The organism is Marinococcus halophilus (assembly GCF_002265875.1).
Classification (GTDB): domain Bacteria; phylum Bacillota; class Bacilli; order Bacillales; family Marinococcaceae; genus Marinococcus; species Marinococcus halophilus.
The window spans coordinates 1-18,780 of the sequence record NZ_NPFA01000023.1 but is presented as its reverse complement, the minus strand read 5'-3'; the positions used below and the strand labels follow the sequence as shown (position 1 = coordinate 18,780).

21 protein-coding genes are annotated in these 18,780 nt (G+C 45.0%); 7 read left to right on the top strand and 14 right to left on the bottom strand.

Translation table 11 applies throughout. The features are described 5' to 3' along the window. Positions 1-27: 27 nt before the first annotated feature. Complete coding sequence (locus CHL76_RS15240) at positions 28-852, bottom strand: ABC transporter ATP-binding protein (RefSeq protein WP_079474298.1); 825 nt, start codon at positions 850-852, stop codon at positions 28-30. Positions 853-964: 112 nt separating this feature from the next. Between CHL76_RS15240 and CHL76_RS15235 the strand changes: the two genes are divergently transcribed. Beyond that, positions 965-1,180, top strand: coding sequence for an SE1832 family protein (locus CHL76_RS15235; protein WP_233133491.1), 216 nt, complete (start codon positions 965-967; stop codon positions 1,178-1,180). A 27-nt stretch (positions 1,181-1,207) separates the two neighbouring features. On the opposite strand, the gene CHL76_RS15230 is transcribed toward CHL76_RS15235, so the two are convergent. The 4 genes from CHL76_RS15230 to CHL76_RS15215 form a co-directional block, all read right to left on the bottom strand. Further along, positions 1,208-2,218 carry a C40 family peptidase gene (locus tag CHL76_RS15230; protein WP_094909032.1) on the bottom strand — a complete coding sequence of 337 codons (1,011 nt, stop codon included), beginning with the start codon at positions 2,216-2,218 and terminating at the stop codon, positions 1,208-1,210. After that, positions 2,215-3,300 (bottom strand): dipeptide epimerase, encoded by a 1,086-nt coding sequence (locus CHL76_RS15225; RefSeq protein WP_094909031.1) that lies wholly within the window; start codon positions 3,298-3,300, stop codon positions 2,215-2,217. The genes CHL76_RS15230 and CHL76_RS15225 overlap by 4 nt, the downstream gene beginning before the upstream one ends. A 15-nt stretch (positions 3,301-3,315) precedes the next feature. Continuing rightward, positions 3,316-4,476, bottom strand: a complete 1,161-nt coding sequence (locus tag CHL76_RS15220) for a DUF819 family protein (protein ID WP_094909030.1) — start codon at positions 4,474-4,476, stop codon at positions 3,316-3,318. A gap of 98 nt (positions 4,477-4,574) precedes the next feature. Next, a complete protein-coding gene (locus tag CHL76_RS15215; protein WP_079474293.1) occupies positions 4,575-4,895 on the bottom strand; it encodes a DUF3870 domain-containing protein in 321 nt (106 codons plus the stop codon). A gap of 219 nt (positions 4,896-5,114) precedes the next feature. Between CHL76_RS15215 and CHL76_RS15210 the strand changes: the two genes are divergently transcribed. Next, positions 5,115-6,233, top strand: coding sequence for an oxidoreductase (locus tag CHL76_RS15210; protein ID WP_094909029.1), 1,119 nt, complete (start codon positions 5,115-5,117; stop codon positions 6,231-6,233). A 29-nt stretch (positions 6,234-6,262) separates the two neighbouring features. Here CHL76_RS15210 and CHL76_RS15205 read toward each other — a convergent pair whose 3' ends face one another. The 3 genes from CHL76_RS15205 to CHL76_RS15195 form a co-directional block, all read right to left on the bottom strand. Beyond that, positions 6,263-7,162 carry a diacylglycerol/lipid kinase family protein gene (locus CHL76_RS15205; protein ID WP_079474291.1) on the bottom strand — a complete coding sequence of 300 codons (900 nt, stop codon included), beginning with the start codon at positions 7,160-7,162 and terminating at the stop codon, positions 6,263-6,265. A 105-nt stretch (positions 7,163-7,267) separates the two neighbouring features. Then, positions 7,268-7,720 carry a hypothetical protein gene (locus CHL76_RS15200; protein ID WP_079474290.1) on the bottom strand — a complete coding sequence of 151 codons (453 nt, stop codon included), beginning with the start codon at positions 7,718-7,720 and terminating at the stop codon, positions 7,268-7,270. A gap of 16 nt (positions 7,721-7,736) precedes the next feature. After that, positions 7,737-8,057, bottom strand: a complete 321-nt coding sequence (locus tag CHL76_RS15195; RefSeq protein ID WP_079474289.1) for a DUF2325 domain-containing protein — start codon at positions 8,055-8,057, stop codon at positions 7,737-7,739. A gap of 162 nt (positions 8,058-8,219) precedes the next feature. Between CHL76_RS15195 and CHL76_RS15190 the strand changes: the two genes are divergently transcribed. Both CHL76_RS15190 and CHL76_RS15185 read left to right on the top strand, forming a co-directional pair. Then, complete coding sequence (locus CHL76_RS15190) at positions 8,220-8,735, top strand: cupin domain-containing protein (RefSeq protein WP_079474288.1); 516 nt, start codon at positions 8,220-8,222, stop codon at positions 8,733-8,735. Between the two features lie 22 nt (positions 8,736-8,757). Next, positions 8,758-9,759 (top strand): NADP-dependent oxidoreductase, encoded by a 1,002-nt coding sequence (locus tag CHL76_RS15185; RefSeq protein ID WP_094909028.1) that lies wholly within the window; start codon positions 8,758-8,760, stop codon positions 9,757-9,759. Positions 9,760-9,832: 73 nt separating this feature from the next. On the opposite strand, the gene CHL76_RS15180 is transcribed toward CHL76_RS15185, so the two are convergent. The 5 genes from CHL76_RS15180 to CHL76_RS15160 all read right to left on the bottom strand — a co-directional run bounded on the left by CHL76_RS15180 (position 9,833) and on the right by CHL76_RS15160 (position 16,450). Further along, positions 9,833-11,713 carry a cation:proton antiporter gene (locus CHL76_RS15180; RefSeq protein WP_079474286.1) on the bottom strand — a complete coding sequence of 627 codons (1,881 nt, stop codon included), beginning with the start codon at positions 11,711-11,713 and terminating at the stop codon, positions 9,833-9,835. 193 nt (positions 11,714-11,906) lie between these two features. Then, the gene (locus CHL76_RS15175; RefSeq protein WP_233133490.1) at positions 11,907-12,455 is read right to left on the bottom strand and encodes a 3-dehydroquinate synthase II; all 549 of its coding nucleotides are present in this window, start codon (positions 12,453-12,455) and stop codon (positions 11,907-11,909) included. A 5-nt stretch (positions 12,456-12,460) separates the two neighbouring features. After that, the gene (locus tag CHL76_RS15170) at positions 12,461-12,814 is read right to left on the bottom strand and encodes a winged helix-turn-helix transcriptional regulator (protein ID WP_079474285.1); all 354 of its coding nucleotides are present in this window, start codon (positions 12,812-12,814) and stop codon (positions 12,461-12,463) included. Positions 12,815-12,977: 163 nt separating this feature from the next. Continuing rightward, positions 12,978-14,867, bottom strand: coding sequence for an ABC-F family ATP-binding cassette domain-containing protein (locus CHL76_RS15165; protein ID WP_094909027.1), 1,890 nt, complete (start codon positions 14,865-14,867; stop codon positions 12,978-12,980). A gap of 137 nt (positions 14,868-15,004) precedes the next feature. Beyond that, on the bottom strand, positions 15,005-16,450 hold the full coding sequence (locus tag CHL76_RS15160) for a DEAD/DEAH box helicase (protein WP_079474283.1): 1,446 nt from the start codon (positions 16,448-16,450) through the stop codon (positions 15,005-15,007). A gap of 246 nt (positions 16,451-16,696) precedes the next feature. Between CHL76_RS15160 and CHL76_RS15155 the strand changes: the two genes are divergently transcribed. Further along, entirely contained in the window at positions 16,697-16,921 is a 225-nt protein-coding gene (locus CHL76_RS15155) for a hypothetical protein (protein WP_079474282.1), read from the top strand. A gap of 79 nt (positions 16,922-17,000) precedes the next feature. On the opposite strand, the gene CHL76_RS15150 is transcribed toward CHL76_RS15155, so the two are convergent. Then, on the bottom strand, positions 17,001-17,420 hold the full coding sequence (locus CHL76_RS15150) for an organic hydroperoxide resistance protein (protein WP_079474281.1): 420 nt from the start codon (positions 17,418-17,420) through the stop codon (positions 17,001-17,003). Positions 17,421-17,671: 251 nt separating this feature from the next. Between CHL76_RS15150 and ytvA the strand changes: the two genes are divergently transcribed. Beyond that, positions 17,672-18,463 carry a YtvA family blue-light photoreceptor gene (ytvA, locus tag CHL76_RS15145; protein WP_094909026.1) on the top strand — a complete coding sequence of 264 codons (792 nt, stop codon included), beginning with the start codon at positions 17,672-17,674 and terminating at the stop codon, positions 18,461-18,463. 185 nt (positions 18,464-18,648) lie between these two features. Then, on the top strand, positions 18,649-18,780 hold a 132-nt coding region (locus CHL76_RS15140), incomplete at its 3' end, for a cold-shock protein (protein ID WP_094909025.1).

Sequence of the window (18,780 nt, the reverse complement as noted above, 5' to 3'; positions counted from 1 at the left end):
TGGGCGGGACTCCTGGCTTTACCTGCTTTAATTGGTCTGTGATATTTCCGTCGCGGAAGCAGGCGTGCGGTCGATTAAATCATACGTCATGCAAAGCGGTTTTCCACTCTTTGGGTCGGTTACGACATGGGCGTCAATGCCAAATACCTGCCGGAGCACGTTTTTACAAATGACGTCACTTGGGCAGCCGATGCACTGGACTTCTCCGCTGCACATAGCAATTAAATGATCAGAAAAGCGGGCAGCATGGTTTAAGTCATGAAGCACCATTACAATCGTCCGGCTTTCTTTCTCGTTTAATTGCTGAAGCAGCTCAAGCACTTCAAGCTGGTGAGCCATATCGAGATAGGTGGTCGGCTCATCCAGAAGCAGCAGGTCCGTGTCCTGGGCAAGTGCCATTGCAATCCAGGCCCGCTGGCGCTGGCCGCCTGACAGGGAGTCCAGCGTACGATCCGCAAATTCTAAAACTCCAGTGTCATTCATCGCGCTTTGAATAGAGGCATGATCCTCCGCAGTCAATTTCCGGGTGCGCTTGCGGTGCGGATGCCGGCCGAACGAAACCAGCTGTTCCACTGTTAACGTAAGCGGTATGTCTGGAGTCTGGGCGAGCATAGCCATATTTTTAGCAACTTCTTTAGTTTTCATTTCATGAATAGATTTGCCATCTAAGTAAACGCCGCCTTCTTCCGGGGTCAGGATGCGGGAGAGCGATTTCAGGATCGTGGATTTCCCGCACCCATTCGGACCGATAATAGACGTGATCTTTCCTTCCGGTATGTCGACACTGATATTTTTCAGGACTTGTTTATTTTCATAAGACACATCTATTTGCTCTGCTTGAAGTCTTGCCACTGTCGCAAGCCCCTTTCTTTTCTACAATCTTGATTTATTCTGAACCGTCCATTAATATTGATAATGATTTTCATTTAAAATTATAACGATTTTACGTTAAAATAGCAAACAGATGTATAAATTTATTATGGAGGCGGATGCGGCTATGACTCTTCGCGAACTCGATCACCGGCTGGACATGCTAAAATCAGATTATGTACGTATACAGGGGGATCTGGAAAAGCTCGAATCCTTCGGCGGCAACACAGATGGCATTATGCGCGAACTGGACATTCTTGAGAAAGAAATGCACGAAATCAATACACAAATACGGGAATACAATAAATAAGCGGGCCGTGATAGGCCCGCTTTTCTGCTACTCTTCTAAATATCTCCTCGCCCCGGCATATTCATCTGCATATCCGGAATCCTCCAGACTGACGATTTCCACCGCGCTCCGGGAGTTTGGCGAATGAATCATGTCACCGCCGCCGATATACATACTGACGTGGTGCACCCGCCCCTCCCCATTATCATAAGCAAAAAACAAAAGATCTCCCGGCTTTAGGTCTTCTTTTGCGACCGGCACTCCGTGCTTTGCCTGCACGCTGGAATCTCTTGGAATCTCAATACCATTAGCGGCAAAAATAGTGTGCGTGAATCCTGAGCAGTCAAATCCAAATCCCGACATCCCTGCCCATAAGTACGGGAGTCCAAGAAACTGTTTTCCATCTGCAATAACATTCTTTGCTTCAGGCTCGGGGATATCATTTTCGTTGTTATATATTTCGATATCTGATGCCTCGATCCACTTATTCCCGTCTGAAGGAGTAGCTACCAGTACTTCTTCTTGTTGCTCTTTCACCACCGGCAATCGGGTATTATAGCTCAATTCTTTATAATCTTTTCTGCCTTTTTTATCATAAGTTAACTCTGCGGTGGGAGAAGTGATTAGCGCAAATGGTTCATTTTCTAATTTTTCGAGCCGATTGCTTTCGACTATTTGTTCTTCCGGGACCCAGCCGGGGTAACCCAATTCATTTCTTGGTGTTCCCTGGCCTTCCGCTGCAACTTTTACCCATCCTTTCTTTTTTTCTAGAACATGGACCTTTGAACCAAACAGCGCCTGGCTTTCCAGATTACCAACAAGCCAGAGCTTGTCATCTACATTCATAGCCGATGTCCATTCATTCAGGCTGGCCGGATTGGAGGCTGAGGGGAGGTCCATTTCCCGGAGAATATTCGGCTCCGTCCACATCGTCATTGCACTCACATCTGTATAAGCTGTTTCGTTCACTTCTACTTCTGCTGCTTTTACCGGTCCAGCTGTTATTGCTGTTCCTATGACTGCGATCATGATTGCTGAAGTCCAGTGACATTTTTTCATCGCGATTCCTCCTCCTTAAAAGTAACAGAACTACTCTGTGCATGTTTCAGAGGTTTTATCTGGTGCCCTTCAAAAGAAATAGTAGTGGCATTATTTTCCTGAATCCAATTTGGAGCATCCAGATCGATCATTTTAATGTTCGGATGAGCAAGCGCTAGTTCAGCTGCCGGCGAGGCGCTTATCGTGGATTCCATCATGCTGCCCATCATGCACGGTATACCAGCCGCTTCTGCCACATCAGCAATCTTCCATGCCTCCAGCAGTCCACCGCATTTCATAAGTTTAATATTGATCATATCGCAGGCACGCTGCTCAACGAGCCTGCGGGCGTCTGTATATGTTTTACAGCTTTCGTCCGCCATGATGGGTGTTCCGGTGGATTCTGTAACTTTTTTTAATCCCTCCCAGTCCCCTGCTGCGACGGGTTGTTCTATAAACTGTACCGGAATCCTTTCTTTTTCGAGCTGTTGAATAAATGCAATCGCTTCTTTAGACGTCCATCCCTGGTTGGCATCGATTCTGAGCATGACGCCTGGCGGAAGCACTTCCGCGATAGCCAGAATTCTTTGATAGTCTTTTCTGACATCATCTCCAACCTTCATTTTCAGATAGCGGAATCCTTCGTTGATATACTGCTCCGCCGTGTTTTTCATTCGTTCCGGTTCTTCCATGCTAATCGTCATATCATTTTCCAGTACAGAGGGCTCTCCTCCCAGCCACTCCAGGAGACTGCAGCGGCGCTGCTTTGTAAACGCGTTTATGAGAGCCATTTCTACTGCCGCTTTTGCACTGAAGTTCCCATAACAGCTCTCCTTAAGTTTACGCACATTTTCCTGCAAAGCTCCGCTTGGTGCTCCTGCTAGCGCTTCCGCAGCCGGGCCTTTGATAACTGCTTCGATACTTGATGGAGATTCCCCCGTTACTGCAAGAGCCGGGGCAGCTGCTCCTCTCCCTGCAGTGCCGTCTTCCAGCATTACGCTCACTTCAACATTTTCAATGCTTGTAACCGTCCTTACGGAAGTAACAAACGGCCGATTCAAGGGAATCATTTTCCTTTTCGTTTCAAGATAAGATATTTCCATTCAACATCCCGCCTCTTAAATTCTTGATAAGATTTCCGCCACCGTAACGCCAACGACGGTGCCCATAAATGAACCTATTAATGCCATCATTACTCCTACCGGAACCAGAGTACGGCTGAAGGCTCCTGCGAGTACTGGAGCAGAGGCCATACCGCCAATATTGGCCAGGCTGGCGATGCCGAGAGTGAATAGATCGAGCCGGAACAGCTTTGCCAGAAGCAGCATAATAGCACCGTGAAAAAATAAGATCATAAAGCCGGAAATAATATACGCTGGAACCTCGGCAATATTTGAAAAATCTGCGTTAGAAGCAATCAGAGCGATAATTGTATAAAGCATCAAGTAGCCTATATCCATCGTTCCCGTTAACCTGGCGACCGGCGTTACAGCAAGACCCAATCCCAGCACAGTAACAATTAATATCGTCCATGTGGTTGCATTCACTGCGTTCCCAGCTTCCGGCAGCGTATTTCCTACTGCAATGGCAAGCGAGGCCACCAGCATGGAGAACCCTAAACAGACAATAATTTCTACATATGTTAGAGGTTTTGTTTCCTTTTCCTCCAGGGACAAATTGTACTGCATCTGGTCAATGCTTTCTGTTTTCGCTTTTGTAAATCGATTGAACGCGAATTGGAAAGGAACGAGCCAAAATAGCAGCATTACCCAAAACGAGTAGTTTACTGTATCCATAATTAAAGCATAGCCGAATAAATTCTCAGGCACTTCAAGAATGCCCTGCAGTGCTACAAGATTTGCTGAGCCTCCTGTCCATGAACCAGCCAGGGCAGCAAAAGCTTTCCACGTTTGTGTATCTAAAAATCCTTGCATAATATAATATGTAACCGTAAAACCGCCGATAATACTAATCACAGCTACAACGTAGCTTAGCAGCATTTTCGGGCCAAGCTTGATAATCTGTAGAATATTACAGTTCAATAAAAACAAGAATATCATTGCCGGCAGCAGTAAAGAACGTATACCTGAGTTTAATTCACCAAGAGCTTCGGATCCGCTGAAGACTCCAAAGGTGTTTAACAAAGCCGCAACGATGTAAATGAGCACGACCGTCGGTACATACTTGAAAAATTTACTTTTTGTTACTTTTTCAGCGCCTACGAGAAGTGCCACCGTAGCAACTAAAACACTAATGTAAAGAGCACCGCTTTCTATCATGTGGAATAACCTCCTTTGAATTGTTGAATATAAATAAACCCAGCAAAGAGAAAAAATCTCTTTGCTGGGTTTTATCCGGTAAGATAAAGCAGCATGGCTTACATGTCAGCCTTTATTTGCTTGTACTTTAAACTGGCGTTTCGCAGAGCTACCACCATCGCTTTCTGGGACGAACCATGGTAACGTTTTTGGATAATTTCTACAAGACGCTCACTTTCCTGAATTGAAGCCCCTGTGAATATTTCTTTCACGAAGCGGGCGGTTAAAGAAAGAATAGCAGAGCATTCTGCCTCCAGTATCTCGTTTGTCAAAGTATCCACTACAAAGCCGATAAAAAATACCTGGTACTGTTCAGTAATCGGATTGTTTGAAGGAGATTTAGCCTCTCCTACAATGTAAATAGTATTCTCGTTGTACAAATGTCATTCACCTCCTGATTGCTAAAAGAAGAACGCTTTGGGTAAAGGTTCCTTTTACCAGAGGAGTAATATGTTTGAAAATTATGATATCGCACTTTTCCAGATTACGCAATTCTTATTTTTATTTATGTTCCGCTTTTTAAGAATTCCTTCAGTTTTCCAATGCTGAAAAAGGGAATGACGTGAAAGGGAGACCTACAAAAGCTTAGGAGGAGCAATATGACACAAGCAGAAAAAACCTTGTTTAACCAACAGCATGTGAGTAACCATATTTTTAAAAATAAAATGACCGTCGCTCCGATGACGCGAATCAGTGCAGATGATAACGGCACGCCAAATGACCGGATGCGCCAATACTATGAACGCTACGCTCTCGGCGGCTTTGCCGCTGTTATTTCAGAGGGTATTTATACTGACGAAGTGTACAGTCAGGGGTATGCTAATCAGCCCGGTCTTGCCAACAAAAATCACCAGCAAGGCTGGCAGCCGATTACAAAGGCGGTTAAAGAGCACGGAAGCAAAATAATCGCCCAGCTCATGCATGCAGGGTCCCAATCGCAGTATAATCAATATACCAGTGAAACAGCTTCCGCCTCTGCCGTACAGCCGCCAGCTGAAAAAGTATCTTTTTACGGAGGCCAAGGGCCTTTTCCGGTACCGAAAACCATGGATGAAAACGATATGGAAACCGCTAAACAAGGATTTGTCCAGGCAGCTCTCCGCGCGGTTGAAGCGGGATTCGATGGCGTAGAGATTCACGGGGCAAATGGTTACCTGCTTGACCAGTTTTTATCTGAATCCACTAATAAACGTACCGATCAATACGGAGGTTCCGTGGAAAACCGGGTCCGCTTTCTTACGGAGGTAATCGAAGCTGTCCGCGGTGCTATTGGCCCAGTCCCTATTCTCGGCATCCGCATTTCCCAGGCAAAAGTTACAGACAGCTCGTATCGCTGGCCGGCCGGAGAAGCAGATGCTTCCGTTATTTTTTCCAGGCTTGGAAATACTCCACTGGATTATATTCACACTACGGATGGCGATGGCCTCGGCGAAGGCTTTGGGAACGAAACCTTAAGCATGGCCCAGGCAGCTAAAAAATACAGCGGCCTTTCTGTCATTGCCAATGGCAATCTTGGAGAGCCGGAGAGATCCTCCCGTATCATTAACGACGGCGCCGCCGATTTGATTTCTCTTGCCAGAACTGCTCTTGCCAACCCGGACGCCCCGCACCTCATTCTGCACGGCCAGGCTTTGAATCACTTTGATTCTTCTCTTATCATGCAACCGCTTGCTAATGTGAAAGACGCAGAGCTGGAACAAAATATTCTTAAAGAATAAAAACAAGGAGAGGCCGGCATGGCCTCTCCTTATTCTGCAGGGGCACCGGATACAAGGAACCGTACTTTTTTCTCCCCTAGTTTAATTTTTACAGGCGTTTCGGTATAAACTTCCCCATCTGTATCGGCCTGCTGCACCGGATCTGTAGTAAGATCTATATTTTTACCGAGCACATGCTCAATAGGACTGTTTTCGTTATCAATTTCTTTAGTCCCCATCGTGGCAAAGAATTCTCTTACCAGGGTATTGCCTCCTTCTGGGATGATGAAAATTTCAAATTGTTCATCCTGCATCGAAGTATCGCCAACTGGCACTTGATTGGTACCGATGGAATGACCGTTCATGATTAGAATCATTACCGCTTCCCCGGCATAGTTTTTTCCGTCAATTTTCATCTGATAGGAAAAGACATCCGGGTTCTGGACGGTCTGCAGTGTGCTGATAAAATAGCTTAATTTTCCGATCGCGCCCTTTAAATTTTCGTCCACATTTTCTGAGGTCTCCACGATCAGCCCTATTCCATAAAAATTGGCGAAGAAGCGGTCATTCATTGAACCTATATCAATTTCTTTCGTATTTTTTTCAAGCATGTCCGTCATAGCTCGTTTAGGATTCTGCGCCAGGCCGAGAGACCTTGAAAAGTCGTTGCTTGTCCCATACGGAAGTACTCCCACATCAGGTGTGTACGGCGATTCCATGAGCCCATTGATGCTTTCATGAACGGTGCCGTCCCCGCCGGCAATGAAAATTGCTTCCACATGCTCATCAATCGAAGCACACGTTTCACGTAAATCGTCTTTGGACTGTGTCTGTCTAATGACAAGCTCCACAATAGAAGTTCCCCATACCTGGATAAATGTATTTAACTGCTTTTGTTTTTCATTAACGTCTTTGTTTCCGTTAATAATAAGTAAAGCTTTTTGATACATATGAACGTCTCCCCTATCCTATCAAATAAACGGCTTCTTTAATGCATAGAAGACGCTAACCGTATATTCCCATTTCCAGGGGGGTGAAAACAAGGGAGATGCTTTTTATTTGCGGTGCAGCATCATTCGTTTGGTGCCGGCATATAGATTAGACCAGTACATACGCTCCGTGTCAGGCGGGCACAGCTGATGTCTCCACACTGATTTCATGCTTGTGCTCTCCGTATATGTCAAAACGTAAACTTCTTTCGGGCCATTTCCAGTGAACCAGGCCCCGCCCTTTTCAAGGGAAATAAAACGGGCCCCCCGCAGGTTTTTTATGTTTCGGTATGCCTTCAGGCTCTCATCCATCAGGGCCGCATACAGCACTACCTTTTGCGTCTCCTGCTCCGGAGAAGATATACCGACCTTTTTCCAATGCTTTTTTACACATTTTACTACGTCCAATTGGCTTTCGATGTTTGTTCCTGTTAATTCTTTCATTACATTCTGAATAATAGAAACAAATAAATCATTTATCCCGGGTGCTATCCTTTTTGCATGATACTGGTTTTTCATTTATATCTCTCCTTAATTAATCACATTTTTGAAGCATCGGACATTTCGCACATACTTCATTACTGTTACTTAATGCTTTATAAATAGAACACCAGGACCGTTTCGCGTAACAGATTGGAACGTTTTGATTTTTGGCGCGTTCCTTTAATTTAGCCGAAACGTTGTGATTGATGAAATCAGTCAGCACAAGCACCAAATCAATATTTGGCGGAATTTCTTTTTGTACCATTTTTACTTTGCGTCCGCTGACATGTTTGATGTCCTGAAAGCCTAATTCTTTTAAGCGGTCGGGAATGGCCCCCAGTCTGTCTGCTCCAATGATCATCAATCCGTCCATGTTTATCCTCCTATTTGAAAATAATTCTCATTTGTTAAGTATAGTTTATTGAAAACGATTCTCAATGTCAACGTTTATTCTTAAGCCGGAAGTTTTTATTCTGCCTGTATGTGGAATACAATTGAAAGTATGCCGCCAGTCAGTCATAAAGGGAGGTATCATATGAAAAGTCCTGATGAAGTTCATATAGAAACACTTACCGTAAAAGATGACGGTACAATACCTAATCATCCCAGTTTTCCGGTGCTCATTTATAAGCAGACGACAACCGGCTCTGATGATGTTAAAGCACTTTTTAATACAAACAACTGGCTGGGTGCTTGGAAAGGAAGTGTATTTAAATACCATCATTATCACAGTAACTCACATGAGGTGCTTGGATGCGTAAGCGGATCGGCTCTTTTGCACATTGGTGGCGAACAGGGCAGCCAGCTTAATATAAAAAATGGCGACATATTGATTCTTCCGGCTGGATATGGCCATAAGCTTATTGAGCAGAGTGAAGACTTTGCAGTTATCGGTGCTTATCCAAATGGTTCGGATTATGATATGTGTACCGGGGATCCTTCCGAGCGCCCGGAAAAGGTAGATAATATTTATCAAGTACCTCTGCCCGATTATGATCCTGTTTTCGGCTCAGACGGACCACTTTTTTCTTATTGGACAAATTTTTCATAAACGAAAGGAAGCCGCATATACTATGGCAACGAAAACGAGACAGATACTTTTAAACGAAAGACCAAAGGGCCTTCCCGATAAAAATACTTTTGCATTTAATCACACGGAAATAGAGGCGCCGGCAGAGGGAGAAGCTCTTCTGCAAATGATCTATATCTCCGTAGACCCATATATGAGAGGAAGGATGGATGACCGTGAATCTTACGTGCCGCCTTTCCCTCTGCATAAACCAATTGCTGGAGGCGGCATAGCCAGGGTACTTGAAAGCCGCGACAGCTCTTTAAGTGAAGGCGACTATGTAACCGGGAACTTACCGTGGCAGGAATACGTTAACGTTAACGCTTCAGAAGTGCGCAAGGTACAGGCGGAAGCGGCTCCGGTCTCTGCTTATCTAAGCGCTGTGGGCATGCCTGGCCTCACCGCCTATTTCGGCACCCTCAGCATTGGCCAGCCTAAACAGGGCGAGACATTCGTCATCTCAGGCGGTGCTGGTGCCGTCGGATCACTTGCGGGGCAGATTGCTAAAATGCAGGGAGCTCGCGTTGTCGGCATCGCCGGCGCCGATGAAAAACTGGATTATATGAAAAGCATTGGCTTTGACGAAGTAATCAACTATAAAACAGAGGATATAACAAAGGCTATTGAGCGGACCTGCCCGGACAAAGTAGACGTATATTTTGATAACGTCGGAGGCGAAATGAGCGATATTGTGCTCGATCATTTAAACAAATTCGCCCGTGTAGTGCAGTGCGGAGCAATTTCCACTTATAACGATCCGGACAATTATGGCCCAAGGGTTCAGTTTAAGCTCATTAAGTCGAGTGCCCTGATGAAAGGGTTCATCGTAGGCGATTATGCCGACGAATTTGAAGAAGCCACGAAGCAGCTTGCAGCCTGGGTCGCTTCTGGTGACCTGCAGTATGAAGAAACTATTCTTACCGGCTTCGACCGCATTCCAGAAGCATTTATTGGTTTGTTTACCGGACGAAACACAGGTAAATTACTCGTGGATGTTTCCCAATAACATTAGAATTCCGCTGCGCCATGTAAAAAGCCGCCTGCCCAGTTTATGGGCAGGCGGCTTATTTATATTTTCATTAATTTAAGGACGGCCCCGAAGGTTTCGGTGCAGTCTGTTTTTCTCTTGACTGCTCCTTTAATTCCTCTTTCTTTTTTACTTCCTGGTTGCTCGGCGGACTCAGGCTGAGAATTTTATCTCCAGATTCAGGCTTTATCGCATTATCAAGAGTAAAGAATTCCAGGCGTCCGGTCGGTTTTTGGATGCCGATCAGCACGACGTCCTCTGCGCGGTCATTTAAATAAGACTGATATGGATATTCTTTCGTTAAAGTAGTTAATTTAAATACATAACCCGCATCCACTTTCCAGTTCAGTTCTTCAAATGTGGCGCCTTTTTCAAACAGGACCCGGCCGCCGACTTTTCTCATCAGTTCATCAGGTTCATTCCGGTCAGATTGATGCCAGCTGAGCTGAAACAGATCCTTTCTTCCAAATTCAGGTACAAAGGTTGTACAAACAAGCGAATTGTAAGAATCCCGGTCAGTGGCTGCAATAATTTTATTGTAGGGTGTCATGTCCAGCGAATACTCTGACTGCTCTGAAAGGATTTCTCCCCGGTAATAAGCAATTCCCGCTTTACGGGCGTTAAACAAATGCTCAAACGAAGAGTCGGCAATCAATACCGGAACGTTCATTTCTTTCAGCTTCTGCGCAAGGCTGGTGCTAAAAGAACTCCCCCCGACGAATAAAACCCCCGGAAGCCCTTCCTTTGAAAGGTTTAATTTTCTGGCAAGCGGCCCAATGGTGAAGCCGTGGAAGCATACGGTGGCAAATACCAGCGCAAATGTGAGCGGGGTAATAATCGAAGCCCCGGCATAGTTGTATTCTTCAAGAACGTTCGCAAAATATCCGGCCACTGTTAAAGCCACGATTCCCCGCGGAGCAATCCACCCCACCAGGGCTTTTTCGCCAAATGTTAAGTCAGTACCTATGGTGGAAAGCCATATTGAAAGCGGACGTACTAAGAACAACATCAAAAGCACGTAAGCGATGATCTGCGGATCGAAAATCTGCATCAGCGTGGCCCGGTCAAGGGACGCTGTCAGCATAATAAAAATACCCGAAATCAGCAGGACGGAAATATTTTCTTTGAAGTGCTGCATATCGCTGATAGAACTGATATGAAGATTTGCCAGCGTCATCCCCATCGCAGTAACAGCCAGCAGCCCTGTCTCATGCATGACCACGTCAGAAATAACAAAGCTTGCGATCACCATGGAGAGAACTACCGGAGATTTCAAAAATTCCGGCACATGCCCCCGCTCAAAAGTCCATCCGATTATTCTGCCGAAAAGAATCCCCAGAAAGACTGCAAACAACGAAGCCATAAAGAAATTAACGAGCGAAACAAAGGCTGATTCTTCAGAGGTGAAGGTGCGTATAATTTCAAACGCAAATACTGCCAGAAGAGCACCAAACGGATCGACGACAATCCCTTCCCACTTAAGTATTCTCGCCGGCCTCGGTTTCAGCTTTGCCTGGCGCAGGAGCGGCAGAATAACAGTAGGACCCGTGACAATCAGCAGCCCGCCAATGATAAAAGAAACTTCCCATGACAGCCCTGCTACAAAGTGAGCTGTCAATGAACCGAGTATCCAGGCTAAAAACGCCCCTAATGTAATGATGCGGTAGACAGGCTTTTGAAGCCCCTGAAGCCCTCTGAAGTCAAGATTCAGGCTTCCTTCAAATAAAATAATGGCTACGGCAATCGAAACGATCGGTCCGTACAAATCGCCAAACGCTTCGGAAGGATTAATAACCCCGAAGATTGGGCCGATTAAAAGCCCGGCAACCGACATGACCACGATGGCCGGCAGTCTTGAAAACCAGGCAACCCACTGGGAACCAATCCCAACAGCGCCAATCAGCATTAATTGAAACAATAGAGAGTCCAGCATACTATTTTCCCTTCTTTCCACTCCCGTTTTTTATCTTTGGGTTTATTCTTGTATGTAAGTCGTAATCCTTTCGTTTTTTAATCACTTGAAATAAAAAGATACTATACTAAACCCTATTGTTTCAATCAAAGTAGTTTATAAGTATATATTTTTTCACAAAAAAGCACGCTTTTAAACAAAGCATGCTTCCTCATTACTTTTCTTCTATTTCTTCTTGAATCGACTGGCCAAGATGACGCCCCGGCTCATCGATTCTACAGTAGATACGGTCTCCAAGCTGGCAGTCCTTCAGTGCCATTGGCTCGTATTGATCTGTCATTAAATAGACACTGTCTGCCCATTGCAGAGTAGCTGACAGGCTCACCTCCCCCGCACGTACTGTTACTCTTACAAGGTCACGTTTTTCTATCTTCACTCTGCCAACCGGCACCTGTCGCGAGGCTTGGCCTTCATATATGGTTACAGGCTCGTCATTCTCCACTTCTGCAAGATATCTTGTTTCCCCTTCTTCAAAGATATACTGGTGTACAGCGCCGGCGTTAATGCGGAAGACCCGGGCTGGATACGTGCTGGTCGTACGGTTTTCCGATAATATATAAATATACCCGTGGCCTGTATCTCCAACAAGCAGGCCTTCAGCCGGGGACAAAACATCTGCTGCGTCTATACATACACGCGAACCTTCCCCCATCGGCTCTATTGCCTCCACGATGCCCAGCTTCCATACATCATTTTCCATCATACTCATCAGCACCCGCTGCTCCCTGTGGATTTTTTACCCTCTTCCTCCATTTTTACTTTGTGCTCTCTCCCCCACTTTTCCAGCTCCCGCAGAAGTGATTCAAGGGAAGCGCCGTAGCTTGTCAGAGAATATTCTACTTTCGGGGGGACGACCGCATACGCATGACGTAATACCAGCCCATCATGCTCCAGCTCTTTAAGCTGCTTGATTAGCGTCTGATGATTAATCTGCTGCAGCTGCTGTTTAATCTCACTAAAACGAAGGGTTTTTCCAACCAGCTCCATAAGAATAACTGCTTTCCATTTCCCGCATACTTTATCAAGCGTAATTTTTATATTTTCTCTTTCTTCTATTGTCATTATTTCACTCCCTCAATCTAAAAAAAAGCACTACTATATATTCCAATATAAGTATGTGCAAATATATTATATGTAGGTATTATAGCCTTAAAGCCGGGTATATAAACGTGAAGAGCTTTATTCCTCAAAAAAAAGCAGCCTCTTTTAAGAGACTGCCGTACTTTTACTGTTTTTCTGCTATTTCTGAAAGCTCTGCCCACCGTGTCATTGCCTGATCCAGTTTTTCGTTGGTTTCTTTCTGGATGTTAGACCACTTTTCGATGGCTTCCAGATCACTGCCGCTCTCTTCCATCTGTTGTTCTGCTTCCGCCAGCTCGTCTTCAAGACGGGCTATATGCTCCTCGATCTGGTCCCACTCCTGCTTTTCCTTATAGGACATTTTTTTCTTTTCCCCAGCCGCATTGCTGATAGCTTCCGGTTCCGTCTTTTTTTCCTTACTGAGCGCCGGCCGGGAGCTGTCCTTTTCGGCACTCATGAATTCCGTATAATTGCCTTCAAACAGAGTAACCTGGGAGGACTCATCAAACACAAACAGTTTTTCTGCTACCCGGTCAAGAAAATAACGATCGTGGGAAACAGTTACGACTACGCCCGGGAACTGCTGAAGGTATTCTTCAAGCACACTGAGAGTCTGCACGTCCAGATCGTTCGTCGGCTCGTCCATAAATAAAACGTTTGGTTCGGTCATTAAAATACTGAGCAGGTACACCCGTTTCTTTTCGCCGCCGGACAGACGGGAAATATACGTCCACTGATCCTCCCGCTCAAACAGAAAGCGTTCGAGCATCTGTTCAGCTGAGATACTTTCTCCGTTAACAGTGTATATAACCTCGGCTATATCACGAATGTATTCGAGCACACGCTTGGATTCATCCAATTCTTCCTGCTGCTGCGAATAGTAGCCAAGCTTTACGGTCGGGCCATACACGACATCTCCGGCATCAGGTTCGGTACGGTTGGCCAGAATATTTAAAAGCGTCGTTTTCCCAGTGCCGTTCGGTCCAACTATGCCTATTTTTTCCCCCGGAGTGAACATATAATTAAACTTGGAAAACATATTCTTTTCTCCGTAGGATTTTTCCAAATCCTCCGCTTCAATGACTTTCTTTCCAAGCCTTGCAGAACCGACCGGAACCTGCACTTCTTCTTTTTTCGGCGGTCCTTCCTGCTGTTTTAACTCCTCTGCCCGCTCTTTCCGGGCCTTCTGTTTTGTGCCACGCGCTTTAGGCTGCTTCTGAAGCCAGGCAAGCTCCCGTTTTAATGTGTTCTGTCGCTTTGCTTCGGCATGGGCTTCGTTCGCTTCACGCTCTGCTCTTTTTTCCAGAAACAATTCATAGTTGCCGTCATACTCATGCAGCCGGCCCCGTTCCAGTTCGAAAATTTTGTTAGTCACTCTATTTAAGAAATAACGGTCGTGCGTCACTAAAATTAACGCTCCGTTGTAGCTGGACAAGTATTTTTCCAGCCAGTTAATGGACTCATCATCGAGATGGTTCGTCGGCTCGTCAAGAATAAGAATATCGCAGTCCTGAATAAGCGCCCGGGCAATGGAGGCTCTTTTGCGCTGGCCGCCGGATAGTTCGTTAATTTTTTGATTGTAGACTGTCAGCCCCAGCCTGTTCAACACCTGCTGCGCTACAGTGCCTGCCTCCCACGCACCGAGCTGGTCCATCTTCTGCTGGGCTTTCATCCACTGTTCCTGGGTGGCTTCGCTTTCGGGCTCCTCTTCCAGACGGGCCTGGGCTTTTTCATAATTCTTTACTGCCTTCATAATGTCAGAGGAGCCCTCGTACAAGTAATCAATCAGGTTTTCTTCCTCCGGCAGTTCCGGATCCTGAGGCAGATACTCGATCCGCAGCTGTTTAGAATGCTGAAGCTTCCCTTTTTCTGAAGCATCAATTTCAGAAATCACCCGCAGAAGCGAGGATTTTCCTGTGCCGTTAACGCCAATCAGCCCAATGCGATCCCCGGGCTCAATAGTAAATGAAATATGGTCAAAAAGCACCTTTGTGCCGGTTGTCTGGTATAGATTTTCCGCTACAAGCAGACTCATGTTCTCACCGTTCCTTTCTCGTCCTTTCCTATCTTAGCATATTTGCGGGGGGTCCTGAAAAACGTACAGTTATTTTCAAGCCAGCCCACCAAAAAAGCACCTCCCATCAGGGAAAGTGCTTATACGAAAAATTAGTTTTAGGAAAGATCCATTCTTTTCTTTTTGTTTCTTGGCGGCCGGCTGTTTTTATTGGAGCCGTGGCCCTGAGACCGTTTTTGCTTATATTTCGAAGAAGGCTTGCCCTGGCCTTTAGGGCCTTTGTTACGAATAGGTGCTTCTGAAGTCAGTTTAACCGGCTCTTCTTTCAGTTCACGAACATTCATTTTTAGTGCTGCCGCTACGATTTGTTTCGCATCGTATTCGTTCAGAAGCTCTTCTGCCGTGCGTTCCCAATATTCGTTATCGTCCACTTCCATCGATCCGACCAGTTTCTCTACAGCCTGCTGGGCTCGCCCTTCAACTGCATCATTTCTCGTTGGCTTAGGAGCCTTTTTTAACTTAGCCTGTACGGTCTTTTCGATAAGACGCAGATGAGTCATCTCTCTCGACGGCACAAAGCTGTAGGCTACACCTTCGTTTCCTGCCCGGCCGGTACGGCCAATCCGGTGCACATAGCTTTCCGGATCCTGCGGAAGATCAAAGTTGTACACATGTGTAACACCGCTCACGTCAATACCGCGGGCTGCTACGTCAGTCGCAATGAGAAGCTCAATAGTACCCCTTTTGAATTTTTGCAGCACTTTGTCCCTTTGAGCCTGCTTCATATCTCCATGAATGCCTTCTGCCGCATACCCACGTCTTGATAAAGCTTCTGTCAATTCATCTACACGGCGTTTAGTACGCCCGAAGACAATCGCAAGCTCCGGTGGTGTATAATCGAGCATATTACAGAGGGTTTCGAACTTCTCCTGTTCGCTCACTTCAATGTAATACTGATCAATTTTAGCCACGGTCATACTTTTGTTTTTCACTTGAACCTGTTCCGGGCTGGTCATGAATTTATCTGCTACACGCTTTAGCTTTGGAGGCATGGTAGCTGAGAATAAAAGCATTTGCCTCGGTTCCGGAATATCTTTTAGGATTTCTTCGATATCATCCACAAACCCCATGCTGAGCATCTCGTCCGCTTCGTCAAGAACAACTGTCTTCATTTTTCCAAGGTCGATCGTTTTTCTCCGCACATGATCCATTAAACGACCCGGTGTCGCTACAATGATTTGCGGTTTTCTTTTCAGTGCTTTAATTTGGCGCTGAATGTCCTGGCCTCCGTAAACGGCTACTGCTGTAACACGTTTATGCTTTCCAAGGCGGTTTAATTCTTCGGAAACCTGTACAGCAAGTTCTCTTGTTGGTGCAAGTACGATACCCTGCGGAGCGTTGGCTGTTTTATCAGCTGCTTCAAGAAGTGGTATGCCGAAAGCAGCAGTTTTGCCTGTACCAGTCTGTGCCTGGCCAATGATATCTGTTCCGTTCTTCGCTTTTGGAATAACTTCCGATTGTATTGGTGTTGCTTCTTCAAATCCCATTTCTTCAATAGCTTGAAGAATAGGTGATTCCAATCTTAGTTCTGAAAATAAAGTCAAGTATATATTCCCCTTTTATGCTTATTCGATCATTTCATATGAACTAATTAACATTACCATATTCATGAAAAAAAATCTATCTGATTTTCATATTCCTTATGAATTAACTACACGTTTACACTGCTCCTTTAATTGTAATAAAAACGTAACATAAACTGCATTGAACAGTTTGTATTAATGACGATATAATTAAATTACAAAATTTTCATTTAATTACGCCTATAATTATGCGAGGAGGACGGGCAAATGGCTGTGAGGAATAGATTTGCATATTTTGTTGACCGTTCTGGAAGGCAAGTCACGGTGGGGACACTGGAGGATATCGAACAGATGGACTTAGGCCGGGGCCAAATTTATTATTGCGATTCTGAGCAGGCGCTCGTCCAGGGTGTTAAAGAGTATTATCATAAAGAGTGCATTATTACACTCCGTTCTCCAATGGACGAGTTTAAAGAAAACCTTTCGCGCTAAATTCCACCCTGCTTTCTCTGAAAGCAGCGGTATACATATAAAGAGGGCCCGCTTTTTATTGCGGACCCTCTTTTACGTTCTATTTTACTTCAGATTGAACTTTTACTTCAATGTTATTGCGCGTGGCTTTGGAATACGGGCAGTACTGGTGGGCAAGATCCACTAATTCGTCCGCTTCTTCCTTCGAAACACCGCTGATTTCCACTGTAAGTTCAGCAGCCAGCTGGAACATGCCATCGGATTCGTCCTTTTGAAGGCTTACAGCTGCAGTTGTTTTAGAAGAAACGTCTTTATTTTTCTTGCTTGCCTGAAGGTTCAGCATGCCATCAAAGCAGGCTGCATAGCCGGAGGCGAAGAGCTGTTCCGGATTGGAACCTGATTTAGAAGAACCAGAGCCCGGCTGTTCTAAATTCACATCGATCATTCCATCGTCAGAACGTACGTGACCTTCACGGCCACCTTCTACAGTAGCTTTTGAAGTAAATATTGTTTCTGCCATACATAATTCCTCCATTCAACTTAATAACGTTGATTCCAATAATTACTATACACTTTTCCGCCCATTTTTAAACATGCAGTCCTCTAAATGTTTTCTGAAATTAACTTTTCACGCCTCAGAATAAATAGTAAATACGTCAGTTGCCCATCGGAAAGTGCTATTATAAAATCATTGAAGATTAAGTAAAAATAACCGCCAGGAGCGCTTTTTGCTTTGCAAAATAATTCTACAATAAAGGAGCGGTCCAATTCATGAACCGAGACTTCCCGTTAAAAACCCCTACTAATTCTTTGCTGCTTACAGCCGTCGATCATACCCGGGTCGGAGTTATTATTACAGACCCGGATATAGAAGACAATCCAATCATTTATACGAACAGTGGTTTTTGCAATTTAACCGGCTATTCCGCCGGGGAGGTTCTCGGAAGCAACTGCCGTTTTCTGCAGGGGCCGGAAAGCGACATTCATACTATTGAACGTATGAGGGAATCATTGAAATTATACGAACCAATTTCACTCGAGATCATTAACTACCGTAAAGATGGCACTAAGTTTTGGAACGAGCTTCACATTGATCCAGTATATGAACCAGAAGAAGATAAATACTATTTTATCGGGGTCCAAAAGGATATTACAAAACAAAAGAATGCCGAACAGGATGCGCTGGAATATTTTAATGAAATTAATCTGTTATCTACCCCTATTGTTCCAATTATCGACAGCGTTTATGCCATGCCCCTGATCGGTAACGTCGACGAGCAGCGGCTGAAGATTATTTTTACGAACATCACTGATGCTATACATCATTCCAAAGTAGAAACGCTCATCGTTGATCTTTCGGGTCTTTCCACGTTGAATGATGAGATTATGAAAGGCATCTTTACTTTAAACGACCTTTTAAAACTACTCGGAACCGAGCTGATTGTTACCGGTGTTTCCCCAAGCCTTGCGGTAAGATCCAAGGATATGGATTTCGACTTCTCTGCTTTTCAGACCTTTGGTACTGTTAAAGATGCTGTTCGTTCCAAGCAGCGCAGCAATTGATATTGAGAGTAATAAAATATGTACAGAAAACGTATTGATATTATTTCAAGCCCGTGATATGATGAAATCACTATTTTGATCCGTTAGTTTGAACAAGCTTAGGGTTTTAGCTTCTGAACTTGGTAATACGCGGTTTGCAAGATAAGTAACATTTGTGCCAGAAGGCACACAGGAGGATTATTTTTATGGAACAAGGTACAGTTAAGTGGTTTAACGCAGAAAAAGGTTTTGGCTTCATCGAGCGCGAAGGCGCAGACGACGTTTTCGTTCACTTCTCCGCTATCCAGGAAGAAGGCTTTAAAACCTTAGAAGAAGGA